The sequence below is a fragment of the Tildeniella sp. genome, from assembly GCF_059505325.1.
The window spans coordinates 57,100-69,807 of sequence record NZ_JCACKI010000076.1 but is presented as its reverse complement, the minus strand read 5'-3'; the positions used below and the strand labels follow the sequence as shown (position 1 = coordinate 69,807).

Below are 12,708 nucleotides of genomic sequence, written 5' to 3'. Positions count from 1 at the left end.
AAGGTAGTCGAGCCTTTTAGGGTAAAGGAGGAGTTAAGGTTGCATGGCTAAACGCACTGATCCAACCACACAGCATCGTCAGCGATTGATCCGTTGGCTGCTTGAAGACGACAAACCCGCGAAGGGAGGGGCGCATCGCAAGGACGGAGGGCATCGTCAGCACGTTTGGTGGCAGGTGATGTGCCTCACAGGAGTCGATTATTTCTCCACCTTGGGCTATCAACCTGGCATTGCAGCTCTAGCAGCAGGCGCTCTTTCGCCACTGGCAACCCTGATTTTGGTCTTATTAACCTTGTTTGGAGCCTTGCCCATCTACCGTCGCGTAGCTGCGATGAGTCCGCACGGAGAGGGGTCGATTTCCATGCTTGAGCATCTGCTGCCGTGGTGGCAGGGCAAGCTTTTTGTCCTTTGTCTGCTAGGGTTTGTCGCCACTGACTTTATTATCACAATCACGCTCTCGGCGGCTGATGCGACAGCTCACCTGGTCGAAAACCCTTTGGTACCAGATTTTTTACATGATCAAGCAATCAGCGTGACGCTTATTTTAATCGCCCTACTGAGCGCTGTGTTTTTGAGAGGCTTTCGAGAGGCGATCGGTATAGCCGTCTTTCTGGTTGGCATCTATTTGCTGCTGAACTTAGTCACGATCGGGGTTAGTTTCAATCAGATTCTCAATCAACCAACGTTCGTTAGTGACTGGCGTACAGCTCTCTTCACCAGTCATGGTAATCCGCTCATGATGCTGGGTGTCAGCGCGTTGCTCTTTCCCAAACTGGCGCTGGGGCTATCTGGCTTTGAGACAGGCGTTGCCGTTATGCCGCTGGTACGCGGTAAGAGCGGTGATACGGAAGCAAACCCTCAAGGGCGCATTCAGCAAACCCACAAGCTCCTCACGACCGCCGCGCTGATCATGAGCTTCTTTCTGCTCACGAGCAGTTTGGTCACTACGCTACTCATTCCCAGTGGAGAGTTTCAGTCGGGAGGCAAAGCAAACGGTCGTGCCCTCGCGTATCTGGCACACAGCTATCTGGGCGACGGCTTTGGGACGCTGTACGACATCAGTACCATTTCCATTCTTTGGTTTGCTGGGGCATCCGCGATGGCAGGACTGTTGAACATTGTGCCGCGCTATCTGCCACGTTATGGCATGGCACCCAACTGGGCACGAGCGACTCGACCACTGGTTTTGGTCTACACCACGATCGCCTTTACAGTGACAATCCTCTTCAAAGCCAACGTTGAAGCGCAGGGAGGAGCGTATGCCACAGGTGTGTTGGTGTTGATGAGTTCGGCTGCGTTTGCGGTGATGTTAGCTGCCCGTCGTTGTGGCTCAAAGCAAGGAGTTCTGGTGTTTGGCGCGATTACGCTAGTGTTCTTATACACCACCGTTGTCAACATTATTGAACGACCCGAAGGCATCAGAATCGCTGGCTTTTTTATTGGCACTATCATTATCACATCGTTGGTTTCACGGGTTTGGCGATCGACAGAGCTGCGAACCGATCAAATTGAAATGGATGACACTGCCTGTCAATTCATTGCAGAAGCAAACCAAACTCAACTGCGGCTGATTGCCAATCGCTTAAATATAGGCGATGAGCAGGAGTACTTTTTGAAGGAGAAAGAAGTCCGCGAAGACAACCACATTCCGCCCAAAGATGCAGTGCTGTTTTTAGAAGTGCAAATATCCGATGCTTCTGAATTTGCCGATAGCATTCGGATCAAAGGCGTACAGGTGGGACAATATCGCATCTTGCGGGCTGAAAGTGCGGCGGTGCCAAACGCGATCGCGGCGATCCTTTTACATCTTCGAGATCAAACGGGTAAGCTGCCCCACGCGTACTTCGGCTGGGTGGAGGGCAATCCACTTCAATATTTGATGCGCTTCATTCTGTTTGGCGAAGGAGATATTGCGGTGGTCACGCGTGAAGTGCTGCGTCGAGCCGAAAAAGACCCTGAGCGCCGTCCTGTTATTCATGTTGGCGGTTAGAGGAAGCAGGAGGCAGAAGGCAGAAGGCAGAAGGCAGGAGGCAGAAGGCAGAGCTAATACACCTCACACCTCACACCTCACCTCCGCGAAGAGGCAGAAGGCAGGCGTTCAGTTGTGGGCTTGACCGCTGAAAGCTGATCGCTGAAAGCTGACCGCTGATCGCTAAAAGCTAGTACAGCGCTACCCATTTTTAACCTGTCAACGTGTTAACCATATGCTCAACAGCGCGATCGCAACCTTAAAGCAAGCCGATCCCATCCTGGCAACGTTGATCGAACAGGTGGGTGACTGTACGCTGAGCCAGGGACAACGGCAGGGCGATTTACTGTTTTGCCTGTGCGAATCAATTCTTTATCAACAGCTTTCGGGTAAGGCTGCTGCCGCCATTCATCGTCGCTTTCTGGCGCTGTATCCACATGCGTTTCCCAGTGCTGCTGATTTGCTTAACACGCCCGATGACGACCTGCGGAGTGCAGGCATCTCTCGCCCCAAGATTGTGTATTTGAAAGATTTGGCGCAAAAAACGCTGGACGGACTGCCCACGATCGCTGAATTGGAAGCGATGGATGATGAAGCGATCGTGCAAACACTGCTTCCCATCAAAGGCGTGGGACGTTGGACAGTGCAAATGCTGCTCATCTTTCGTCTGCACCGATGGGATGTTCTCCCGGTAGACGATCTGGGCATTCGGGCTGGCATCCGTCGCGCTTATGGTTTGGCAGAACTGCCAGACAAAAAAACCGTCGAGCGTCTGGGACAGGCATGGCAACCCTACCGCACAATCGCCTCGTGGTACCTTTGGCGCAGTCTGGATGCTAATCCCGCTGGACGTGCAACGGTAGCCTAAAGATGCACACTGTTAAACAAACTCAGATACCACGAGCGCTGGCTTTACACGTTGATAAAATGCGTCGATCGTTCGCGCTCAGTTGCTTAATGGGGTGAAACCCTTCTAAGGCGATCGGTGTAACATCAGGGCGTGTTGAGGATGCCGATGTGCCTCCTGTTTGCAGTGCTACAGCATAGGGGTAAGTCGCCTGTTCATAGCTGTTGACCACAGTGAGTGCTAACCGCTGAGTCTGAACGCTGCCATGTACGCAGTCAAAAGACGATTGAGGCATGTAGAACGCGCCTTTAACGTTGCCTTTATTCACCTCAAAGACCAGGTAGGTCGCTCCTAGCTGTCCCGCTTTGGGAGCCTGACCGTAAAGATAGTTCCCATCTGGCATCGCACTGCTTGCACGTAAGGTTTTCTGCGCAATGGGTTTCTGGGCAACAGTTACTTCGCTGCTGTGAGCGAGTCCTTGCACTGCCAGACTGAGTGTGCACGTCAGCGCCACACCAGTTAGTAATGTTTCTAACCAACGCGAGGAGGCTGTGTGAGCAGTCGTTGAAGGGGTCGATGGCAGTAGGGAGGATTGAGCTGGCATAGTTTTAGGGGGCTTGCGATATGAATAATATCGGGCTTTTCACGAGCTAGCCAGGTGATGACAAGCCTCGCCTACTGGTGATCTTTGCTAGGCGATCGTGTGATTGAAACCACACCGATGCGTGACACAAATTACATTACTCTTATCAAAGGCTTTCCAGCATGACCTTCTAGAGATTGCAAAAAAAACAGGGCAAGCAATTGCTCACCCTGCTTAAGCGATCATCTGACCGCTCGTTGAGTTCTTCTTAGGTGCGATTGCTTGCTTCAAGCGTTGCCGCTGGCTGCTCTGTTCCAGCAAGGTTGATTTTGACGGCTTTGTTGCGAACTTCTTCCACTTTTGGCAGCGTCAGGCTCAAGATACCATCTTTATAAGCAGCTTCAACGCGATCGTTTTGTACCGCAACAGGCAAGGGGATGACACGCTGAAACTTGCCATAGCGGAACTCGGAGCGGAAGAAGCCATCCTTCTCAGCTTTTTGCTCGTGATGATGCTCACCAGAAAGGGAAACAGCTTCTTTCGTGACCTGAATATCTAGATCCTTGGCATCCACGCCAGGTAGCTGTGCCCGCAGCAGTAGTGCGTTGCCATTGTCCTTCAACTCCACAGCGGGAGTCCAGGAAGCTTCGCTATTTGTATTTTGCGTCAGTTCATCAAACACATTGTCCATCTGACGACGCAGAGACTCAATTTCACGCCAGGGTTGCCAGTAACGAACCAACATATGCCTATCTCCTTTTGGATCAAGAACGTAAGTTTGAACATTTATATGGTGCCGCGATCGCGCTCAAAACGCAGTCAGGTTAACCCTACATGCCAAGTGTAGTTTTCCCTACAAATGCTTCACACATGCCCTGCTAGAAAACGGTTCAGCTAAAAAATTCACAAAGCACTGAACTTCATAGCAATGATTGGAAAACACCGCATCCACACCAATCTCGTTAGCGATCGAACTTCTACAAGAACCACCCGCAATTGATTCAGCAAAAGCCGCAATTGATTCAGCTTGAGGGGAAATTGATTCAGCTTGAGGGGAAATTGATTCAGCAGTAGCCGCAATTGATTCAATAACAGCCGCAATTGATTCAGCTTGAGGGGAAAGAGAATCACAAGTTTTGGAGATAAGATCTGTTTATGCCGATATTGATTCAGCATAAGCGTTTGTTTAATTTACATCTCCTGTTAATCTTTCCGTTTCAGTTGATTAAGAATAACTGACCAATGTGACAGAAGCGATCGCTCACTTTGTTGTCTCACCCCATTCACAACCTGGGAAAGTATCCGTTGTTTGAAAATCTAGGCTATGGGTTGGGACTATTTGTAGATGTAGAGTCTCCCTATGGGAAGTTGAAGGGCATACAGGGGAAGGATCAGGATACTCAGCTACATTTCATTTTCCGAAGTCGGCGGGCTTTAGCACGACAATCGCAGCACTGGCTAACCGAGATAACCACGACTATGGATTAGCCCTAGTTAATAAGATGTGCAACTAATTCGCCCTCATCCCCACCCTTCTCCCTGGGGAGAAGGGCTTCCAGACCGTTCCGGTTCCCTCTCCCATCGGGAGAGGGCTAGGGTGAGGGCAGTTTTGGCAGGTATTTTAGGAAAGTCGCACATCGCGTTAGTTAATAAGATGGCTCACATCCTTGCTGAACACTAACAGATAAGTTTGCGGTTGCATCTTCACTAAGATATGAAGCTGCCCAACGGCTCAGATCAGCGGCGACGGGGTGAAAGGAGCGAAGAGAGAAACAACCGCAGCGACTGGAACGTAGGCGGTCAGGTGCAGCGCTTTGTTCGGCGGCTTATCTAATAATGGGGTGGCGATGCTTGTTTAAACAGAAGATGGCTTCTAAAGGCACATCCGTTGAAACAAAAGCAAAATCACCAGTGGCTGTGATAGTTGTGACCACAGCGCATGGTTAGGCACCGAGTCCAGACGATGGCAGTGGACAGACCTCCATGGCTTGAATCAAGCCATGCTCAATGGTGAAACGGTGACCAACGTGTTCATCGGCAAGCACGGCTCCGGTCAGATCGCGCACGACCTGATGCACCTCGACTAAGACCTGCCCAGCGTCCTCTGGGTAAAAGGCGATCGGCTCGACGTGTGGATTGATCTCGCTCCACTGCTCTGTCCAATAAGCGCGGACTTCCTCAGTACCACGGACAAAACCACCTTTGAACGCCTTTGTCCAGGCTACGTCGGGAGTCATGAGGGCGAGGGCGGCATCGTCGATTCAAGAATGCAGGTATTACAACTATACACCCACTCCAAATCGCCGCCAAGCCGCGCGCAGCAGCCGAACGCTCCCAATCACCCGCCGCAGATAACCTTTGCAACTCAGCCGACCATGTTGAGTCATTCCGGTGCAGCGCGGTTGTTATGCCTTGAGTGTTTGTCCATTCTTAGACTTTGCCATCGCTGAGAACTGCAACTTGGGGGCTATGTTCTGTACGCCAGCGATCGCTATCTAGGCAGAATTTAGGGTGAGTCAGCACGGGAAAACGCATACGGCGATCGTAGCGTTCCAAATCGTAGCCAGGGTAGAAAGGTATCATCAGGAAATTGACCAAGGCACGCAAACGATTGCTCAAGGTTGGTCTGGCAAAGGGCATGGCAAGGTAGCGCCGTACCGTCGTTTCAAAAGCTTCGGCGGGTGACCCCGTCAGTTCCAGAATCGCATCACTAGTGCCCCCATTCCATGAGAATGTTCCCATTTTGTGATCCTTAACGTAGTAACGCAATGAACTGATTAAGAAGGGATCTTCACCCTGCTGTTGAGCAACCTTGCAAAACAACCACATCGGCATCTCAATCGGCAAGATCTTCTTACCGAGAACCTTCTGCACGATCGCTGCCATGTCATATCCCGATAGAAGCTGAGATCCGCTGGGGCGATAACGTTTGCCACCATGGCGTTCGGGGTCGAGAAGTACCGCCACAGCAACCCGAGCAATATCTTCATTGGAAACGGGGGCACTCCGACTTTTGCCCATCAAAATGGGAAAGAAGCCGAGCATCACTGCGAAGTCCACAACGCGCAGATAATTATCGGCAAACATCCCTGGATTAACAATTGTGTGTGCCACGCCGGGAATGTTCGCAAAAAGCTGGTCTACTAGCCATGTCTGACGGGTGAGCAACGAAGGATGCGAGGGGCTGGAAGTCCACTGACTCATTTGCACGATCGCCTCCAATTTTGCCTCCTGCGCTGCAACGGCAAAGGCGACCGCGCTCTGAATCATATAAGGATGGTAGATAGGCAGATAGTAAGCCCGTTGTGTACCGCGCAGAGCCTGGGTAAGTTGCTCGGGATCGAAGAGATCGGCAACTGCAATTTCTGCACCAAGACGCTCGAGTTGTTGGCTCCTTTTATCTTGCGATCGCACAAGTGCCCGAACAGCATAGCCTTTGGCTAACAGTTGTGTTGCGACAGCACCACCAGTTTTACCCGTTGCACCTGTAACAAAGATCGTTGGGTTTTTCATATTGATTCTCTGTGGCTTTAATTCCGTTGCATATACTTGATTTCTGCCTCAATCTGAGGATATGCACAGGTTAGGGGTTGCCGTTACGTCAAAGTCAAGCCCCCAATTTGCTACTGATTTTACTGATGGGAAATTGAATTTCAAACACGGCTTCTTCCGTTTTTTCGGGTTCTGGCAGTTGCAATAAAATTTCTCGCCCTGTCCCAACGATCTGCCAATCATGCTGTTCAATCCAGGCACCAAGCGCACCATATGTCTGATGGGTGTCAGCCACTCGCCCTACATGAACAAGCGTTGCCATGGTCTCAATCTCAGACAATTCGCGTAGGGTTAGCACCCGTTCCTCAGACAGCCTGACTGACTCTAGGGCTTTTCCCGTGATTAGGTAGCCGATTTCCAGGTCGAGCGCTTCGGGATCGTACACCGGGGAATGCATGACAACAGCCATATGACCAAGGCTACTTTGTCCTACCTTAGACGGTAAAAAGCCATTGATTTTCTGCACAAGGCGTTTTACCGCATCAATGTCGGGCAGAACTTCGCGAAGTGCCAGAAATTGCTGGGCTGGAACGGATTTCAGGATAACGTTGGGTTCCTGGATCTGTCCATGCACTTCGATCTGCTGTAGTCTCGTTTCTATTAGACGCAGCCGCGCCAGTTCTTCCTGAACCGATTGCTCAATCTGAGCTTTACGAATGCTCAACATGCTTCGGATTACATCTGTGGAGGTGTCTCGATCGGGCAGTTGAGCGATCTGTTCCAGCGATAAACCGAGTTCTTTCAGCACCAAAATACGATTGAGCTGGGGTAGTTGTTGCGCACTGTAAAAGCGGTAGCCCGTTTGCTGGTCAGTAAACTCAGGACTAAGGAGTCCGATCTCATCGTAGTAACGCAGCAGACGACCCGAAACTTGGGCGATTTTAGAAAATTCGCCGATTCTAAACATATCTGTTTCTCCTGGTTTAACTGCCAAGAGTTTACAGTTTGACGTTAGAGGGTGTTTGAGAAGTCAGTCATGTAGAGTAGAGGGGGCTACCTGAGAGACCCAATGACACGACTAGCATACGACACAGACCGGAGTGATGACCAGTGGGCATGTCTTGTACTCTATCTGCCTGCGGCTAAAACGGGTGGGCGATCGTGCACGTTGGATCTGCGGGAGGTGGTGAACGCGATTTTCTATTTGCTTCAAGCTTTTCAAACAGCTTCTTAGGTGAACCATTTGGCAATGCTATAGAGCAAAGGTGCAATAAGTAACGCAGGTAAAAAGGATGCGACTTTGACCTTAGCAATATCGAGTAAATTTAAGCCGATGCCTAAAATCATCAGACCACCCACGCCGGAGGTGATGAGAACGTGAGGATCGGTGTTGGGGTCTGCCAGCACTTGAGGCAGTAGCCCAGCCAGCAGTGATAGTCCGCCTTGATAAAGCAGAATCATCAGACTGGAGAAGCCGACCCCGATGCCGTAGCTGCTGGTGAGGGCGATCGCGGCGAGTCCATCCATCGTGGCTTTGATCGTCAAAACCGTGTTGTCTCCGGCAATGCCATTGTTGAGGCTGCCAATAATTGCCATTGGTCCAATGCAGAACAGCAAACTGGCAGCGACGAAGCCTTCTGTAAAACTGCCCTCTCCTTTAAAGCGTGCTTTGAGCCACTCGCCCAATGTATACAGGCGTTTCTCTAGTTGCAGGCTTTCTCCCAGCAACCCGCCAAAGACGATCGCCAGAAGCGCCAGGATGATGCCATCGATTCGCCCTGCCTGTGCCTTGAGCAGGCTACTAGCCATCGTCACACCGAGGAAGAGTGTTACTAACCCGACTCCTTGTGTAATCACCTGCTGCATCGCAGACGGCAGGCTTTTTCGCAGTAGCAACCCTAACAAGGTGCCTAGCAAAATCGTGGCAACATTGATCCAGGTGCCGCTAGTTTTTGTCCACACGTCGATGATTGCGATCGAAGTCGCTACAGGCAAGGAAAGCATCAGTAGGAGCGATAGCGGTTTTCATCGTTAACCTAACGCACTTTCAGTCTCTCTCTGATGCTTTTCTAGACGCTGAAGACGTCTAGAGGATAGCCGCAGACTATTGAGTCAGCCATTAGCTCCAAGCTGACCGCTGACCGCTGATAGCTGACCGCTGATAGCTGATAGCTGACCGCTTTAACCCGCCGTCTGCACCTGATCCAGCAACTGATGCAACTTCTCGCCTTCAATGACTTCGGTCTCTAGCAGTTGGGTGGCGATCGTTTCCAACAAGTCCTGGTTGAGCTTGATGATATGGAGTGCATGCTGATGGGCGGTTTCCACAATGTCTTTCACCTCTCGATCGATCGACTGTGCCGTTTCTTCGCTCATCACCCGACGGGGATTAGGCGCACCATCGCCTAAAAACTGCGCTTGCTGCCCCTGTTGGTACGCGAGTGGTCCAAGGACTTTGCTCATGCCGTAAGTCGTTACCATCCGCTCTGCAAGGTCGGTTGCCCGCTGCAAATCGTTGGATGCGCCAGTGGTGATGCTGCCAAACACCACTTCCTCAGCAGAGCGTCCACCCAGCAGCGTCGCAATTTGCCCTCGCAATTCTGCTTCGTCCATCAAAAACCGATCTTCAGTTGGGAGTTGCAACGTGTAGCCCAGTGCTGCCATACCGCGCGGCACGATCGAGATTTTCTCGACTTTGCCGCTCCCGGTGGTAAGAGAACCCACTAGAGCGTGACCGACCTCATGGTATGCCACAATCTTCTTCTCTTTTTCATTGAGCACACGGCTCTTCTTCTCCAGTCCTGCGACCACTCGTTCGATCGCTTCAGCAAAGTCTTCCTGCGCCACTGTTTGGCGTTGATTGCGGGCAGCCAGTAGCGCCGCTTCATTCACCAGGTTTGCCAGATCTGCGCCTGCAAAACCAGGAGTGCGAGTGGCGATCGCTTTCAGATCCACATCCTCACCCAGCTTCACTTTCTGAGCATGAATTTTGAGAATGAGTTCACGACCGGATAGATCTGGGCGATCGACCAGCACTTGACGGTCAAAGCGACCAGGACGCAACAGCGCAGGGTCTAACACTTCAGGACGGTTGGTCGCTGCAAGTACGATGACGGTTGCTTCACCTACCGCAAAACCATCCATTTCGGCAAGCAACTGGTTCAGCGTTTGTTCTCGCTCATCATTGCCACCATAGAAGCCGCCGCTATTGCGTGACTTGCCGATCGCATCCAATTCATCAATGAAAATGATGCAAGGAGCTTGCTTCTTCGCCTGCTCAAACAAATCGCGCACTCGTGAAGAACCGACCCCAACAAACAACTCCACAAACTCAGAGCCAGAGATGCTGAAGAACGGTACGCCTGCTTCACCAGCAACAGCTTTTGCTAGCAACGTTTTACCCGTTCCTGGAGGACCGACGAGCAGCACCCCTTTAGGAATGCGTGCCCCAATCTGGGTGTAGCGTCCTGGTGTTTTAAGGAAATCGACAATCTCTACCAATTCAGCTTTCGCTTCTTCGACTCCAGCCACATCGGCAAAAGTGACTTTCCCCGGTTCTCCTTCGACATAGACTTTGGCTTTGCTCTTGCCGATCGAAAGTACGCCCTGCGGTCCACCAGCACCCCCGCCTCGTCGAATGAAGAACTGCCAGATGGCAACAAAAATCAGGGGTGGAATAACCCAACTGAGAAGACTACCAATCCAACCATTCTTAGGTGGCGGCGCAGCAGCAAATTCAACGCCCTTTTGTTCCAGTAGGGTAGGCAAATTCAAATCGAAGATCGGCGTGGTTGTAAACACTTGCCCAGGCTGACCGTCTCCAGTTTTTAGTTGAAATTGAATCTGGTTTTGTCCCACCTGTGCCCGCTCAACTTCCCCTTCCTGCACCTGATGAATAAAGAGGCTGTAGGGTACGCCTGGAATTTGAGGTCCAAGAAAGATTGGCAGTACGAAGTTTGCAATCAGGGATAACCCAATGAGCGCCAGGAAAATGTTGCTGATCAAGCGAGGGCGAGGAGGAGTCGATTGTTCTTTAATGGGCATAGCGATGACTAAATCCTAGAATGTGAAATGCTTTTGTCCTGAGGCGCACGATGCTGCTTTCGGTTCGTTGGTCAACTACAAGATGATCGATAAAAATCGTGTTGTTAGAGCAACGTGGATCAGTCCGAGTGTCTGCTATCACGTTTCAATAGCGTCGTCAGCAGAAGCGCGATCGCCATCACGATCAAACTTTGGGCGGGGCATATGGCATTACGCCTTGGATAAACGAGAAAGTTCAGTATGAACATATTACTTAACGTATTCTAGCCATTAGTCCGTGTGAAAGCATCCTCTCGAAGATTGAGACCCAGAGCAGTGCTTTAGACAAACCGCTTTACGCATCGTGCCACGAATCATGCGTTGGCTCAAAGCGTTCTCTACAGCAAAACGATTGATCTAAGTAGGAAGGTTCAATTAAATATAAAATCTGCGTCGGACGGGTATCGCCTTCGGCATTCAAGAAAAGCGAAGCGTCACCCATGCTGCTAAAGGTTTTGATGCGTTACGGCTATGCCTAACACACCCTACGTTTAATTTCACCCAGCTACTTACCAGTTTAAAAAATAAGGGTTGCATATGGGGTGTGGAGGCGTTGCCCTCAGCCAGCTTTCGACCTGGGCTTCGACGTGAGCGCTCAGCCGAACAGCGCTCACGCGGAAGGGGTTCTACCCCTGCACCCCGTTTCCATCTGCCATGTTCGCTCCTTAAATTGGTATAACTCAGTGAGTTTCTGGCTTGTAGTCTCGTAGCATCAGCGCTTCTACGGCTGCCTGGGGAGTGATGTCACCGTTGAGAAGGCGATCGACCTGATGCGAAATAGGGACAGCAATCTGCCGCTGGTTTGCCAGTTTGATCAAGACCTGGGTTGTATTCACCCCTTCTGCTGTGCCCTGAAGTTGGTCGAGAACAGTGCTCAGCGACTTACCCTGAGCAAGCCCGTAACCAACTTGATAGTTGCGGCTCAGAGCACTGTTGCAGGTCGCCAGCAAATCACCGAGACCAGATAACCCATAGAAGGTCTCCGGTTTCGCGCCCCAGTAAGTGCCCACGCGAATGATTTCGGCGAGTCCGCGAGTGACTAAAGCCGCTTTGGCATTTGTGCCCAGTTGTAAACCATCACAGGCTCCAACCGCGATCGCAATCACATTCTTCAGCGCCCCTCCCAGTTCAACGCCCAGCACATCGGCGTTAGTGTAGACCCGAAATGCATTAGAAGACAGCGCAGTTTGTACAGTTTCTGCTGCTGTCAGGTCACGACTGGCAACAACCGTTGCAGCAGGCAATCCTTGTTGAATTTCTTTGGAAAGGTTTGGTCCCGATAGGACAACAACAGGATGAGTTGGCAAAGCAGCCTGCCAAATTTGCGAGGGCAAGAGGGGGACGGTTTCAACGCTGATGTCTGCTGTCAGCCCTTTAGTTGCCGTGACGAAAACGGTATGAGGCGCGATCGCGTCAGGTTGGATCCGCTCAACAACCGCACTCACGCCTTTCATCGAAACCGCCGAAATGACAATATCGGCAGACTCAATCACGGTTTGCAAACGCTCCTGGCTTTGCCGCGACCAAATCTTAACAGTGTGTCCTCTTGCCTTCGCCAGTGTAGCTAACGTTCTGCCCCAGGCTCCAGCACCGAGAATGGCAAGGGTGAGGGGTGAGGAGAGAGGAGTAAGGAGTGAGGAGTGAGCTAGAGGCATCTTAGTCACTTGTCCACGTGGTTGCAGCTAGATGAAGTACATCATCTCAGTCCGAACGCCATCTTTGAAACCTTCTTCA

Annotated in this window: 12 protein-coding genes and 1 pseudogene; 3 read left to right on the top strand and 10 right to left on the bottom strand. The window is 51.2% G+C overall.

Annotated features, from left to right (window positions below):
* The first annotated feature begins 43 nt into the window (after positions 1-43).
* Together AC5JO6_RS28350 and AC5JO6_RS28345 are read left to right on the top strand one after the other, a co-directional pair.
* Positions 44-1,990 carry an APC family permease gene (locus AC5JO6_RS28350; RefSeq protein ID WP_496084403.1) on the top strand — a complete coding sequence of 649 codons (1,947 nt, stop codon included), beginning with the start codon at positions 44-46 and terminating at the stop codon, positions 1,988-1,990.
* A gap of 214 nt (positions 1,991-2,204) precedes the next feature.
* On the top strand, positions 2,205-2,837 hold the full coding sequence (locus AC5JO6_RS28345; protein WP_496084402.1) for a DNA-3-methyladenine glycosylase family protein: 633 nt from the start codon (positions 2,205-2,207) through the stop codon (positions 2,835-2,837).
* A 22-nt stretch (positions 2,838-2,859) separates the two neighbouring features.
* On the opposite strand, the gene AC5JO6_RS28340 is transcribed toward AC5JO6_RS28345, so the two are convergent.
* The 6 genes and pseudogenes from AC5JO6_RS28340 to AC5JO6_RS28315 all read right to left on the bottom strand — a co-directional run bounded on the left by AC5JO6_RS28340 (position 2,860) and on the right by AC5JO6_RS28315 (position 7,858).
* Entirely contained in the window at positions 2,860-3,420 is a 561-nt protein-coding gene (locus AC5JO6_RS28340; RefSeq protein WP_496084401.1) for a hypothetical protein, read from the bottom strand.
* Positions 3,421-3,667: 247 nt separating this feature from the next.
* The gene (locus tag AC5JO6_RS28335; protein ID WP_496084400.1) at positions 3,668-4,144 is read right to left on the bottom strand and encodes an Hsp20/alpha crystallin family protein; all 477 of its coding nucleotides are present in this window, start codon (positions 4,142-4,144) and stop codon (positions 3,668-3,670) included.
* Between the two features lie 158 nt (positions 4,145-4,302).
* Positions 4,303-4,530: a hypothetical protein gene (locus AC5JO6_RS28330; protein WP_496084399.1), complete on the bottom strand. Its 228-nt coding sequence runs from the start codon at positions 4,528-4,530 to the stop codon at positions 4,303-4,305.
* Between the two features lie 812 nt (positions 4,531-5,342).
* A pseudogene (locus AC5JO6_RS28325) lies at positions 5,343-5,654 on the bottom strand (nuclear transport factor 2 family protein); the annotation flags it as partial.
* A 175-nt stretch (positions 5,655-5,829) separates the two neighbouring features.
* Positions 5,830-6,912 carry an NmrA family NAD(P)-binding protein gene (locus AC5JO6_RS28320; protein WP_496084398.1) on the bottom strand — a complete coding sequence of 361 codons (1,083 nt, stop codon included), beginning with the start codon at positions 6,910-6,912 and terminating at the stop codon, positions 5,830-5,832.
* A 94-nt stretch (positions 6,913-7,006) separates the two neighbouring features.
* Positions 7,007-7,858, bottom strand: a complete 852-nt coding sequence (locus AC5JO6_RS28315; RefSeq protein WP_496084397.1) for a MerR family transcriptional regulator — start codon at positions 7,856-7,858, stop codon at positions 7,007-7,009.
* A gap of 102 nt (positions 7,859-7,960) precedes the next feature.
* Here AC5JO6_RS28315 and AC5JO6_RS28310 point away from each other — a divergent pair, with 102 nt between their 5' ends.
* Positions 7,961-8,125: a transposase gene (locus AC5JO6_RS28310; RefSeq protein ID WP_496084396.1), complete on the top strand. Its 165-nt coding sequence runs from the start codon at positions 7,961-7,963 to the stop codon at positions 8,123-8,125.
* Here AC5JO6_RS28310 and AC5JO6_RS28305 read toward each other — a convergent pair.
* From AC5JO6_RS28305 to AC5JO6_RS28290, 4 genes are all read right to left on the bottom strand, one after another.
* Positions 8,122-8,895 (bottom strand): DUF554 domain-containing protein, encoded by a 774-nt coding sequence (locus AC5JO6_RS28305; RefSeq protein ID WP_496084395.1) that lies wholly within the window; start codon positions 8,893-8,895, stop codon positions 8,122-8,124. The genes AC5JO6_RS28310 and AC5JO6_RS28305 overlap by 4 nt on opposite strands.
* Before the next feature lie 177 nt (positions 8,896-9,072).
* The gene (gene ftsH / locus AC5JO6_RS28300; protein WP_496084394.1) at positions 9,073-10,935 is read right to left on the bottom strand and encodes an ATP-dependent zinc metalloprotease FtsH; all 1,863 of its coding nucleotides are present in this window, start codon (positions 10,933-10,935) and stop codon (positions 9,073-9,075) included.
* Between the two features lie 334 nt (positions 10,936-11,269).
* Complete coding sequence (locus AC5JO6_RS28295) at positions 11,270-11,416, bottom strand: hypothetical protein (RefSeq protein ID WP_496084393.1); 147 nt, start codon at positions 11,414-11,416, stop codon at positions 11,270-11,272.
* A 238-nt stretch (positions 11,417-11,654) separates the two neighbouring features.
* A complete protein-coding gene (locus AC5JO6_RS28290; RefSeq protein WP_496084392.1) occupies positions 11,655-12,629 on the bottom strand; it encodes an NAD(P)H-dependent glycerol-3-phosphate dehydrogenase in 975 nt (324 codons plus the stop codon).
* Positions 12,630-12,708 lie beyond the last annotated feature (79 nt).

Bases quoted from the DNA above. Each gene is read 5' to 3' on its own strand.
- AC5JO6_RS28350 (WP_496084403.1), top strand. From the start codon at position 44: ATGGCTAAACGCACTGATCCAACCACACAGCATCGTCAGCGATTGATC.
- AC5JO6_RS28345 (WP_496084402.1), top strand. From the start codon at position 2,205: ATGCTCAACAGCGCGATCGCAACCTTAAAGCAAGCCGATCCCATCCTG.
- AC5JO6_RS28340 (WP_496084401.1), bottom strand. From the start codon at position 3,420: ATGCCAGCTCAATCCTCCCTACTGCCATCGACCCCTTCAACGACTGCT.
- AC5JO6_RS28335 (WP_496084400.1), bottom strand. From the start codon at position 4,144: ATGTTGGTTCGTTACTGGCAACCCTGGCGTGAAATTGAGTCTCTGCGT.
- AC5JO6_RS28320 (WP_496084398.1), bottom strand. From the start codon at position 6,912: ATGAAAAACCCAACGATCTTTGTTACAGGTGCAACGGGTAAAACTGGT.
- AC5JO6_RS28315 (WP_496084397.1), bottom strand. From the start codon at position 7,858: ATGTTTAGAATCGGCGAATTTTCTAAAATCGCCCAAGTTTCGGGTCGT.
- AC5JO6_RS28310 (WP_496084396.1), top strand. From the start codon at position 7,961: ATGACACGACTAGCATACGACACAGACCGGAGTGATGACCAGTGGGCA.
- AC5JO6_RS28305 (WP_496084395.1), bottom strand. From the start codon at position 8,895: ATGCTTTCCTTGCCTGTAGCGACTTCGATCGCAATCATCGACGTGTGG.
- ftsH (WP_496084394.1), bottom strand. From the start codon at position 10,935: ATGCCCATTAAAGAACAATCGACTCCTCCTCGCCCTCGCTTGATCAGC.
- AC5JO6_RS28295 (WP_496084393.1), bottom strand. From the start codon at position 11,416: ATGGGTGACGCTTCGCTTTTCTTGAATGCCGAAGGCGATACCCGTCCG.
- AC5JO6_RS28290 (WP_496084392.1), bottom strand. From the start codon at position 12,629: ATGCCTCTAGCTCACTCCTCACTCCTTACTCCTCTCTCCTCACCCCTC.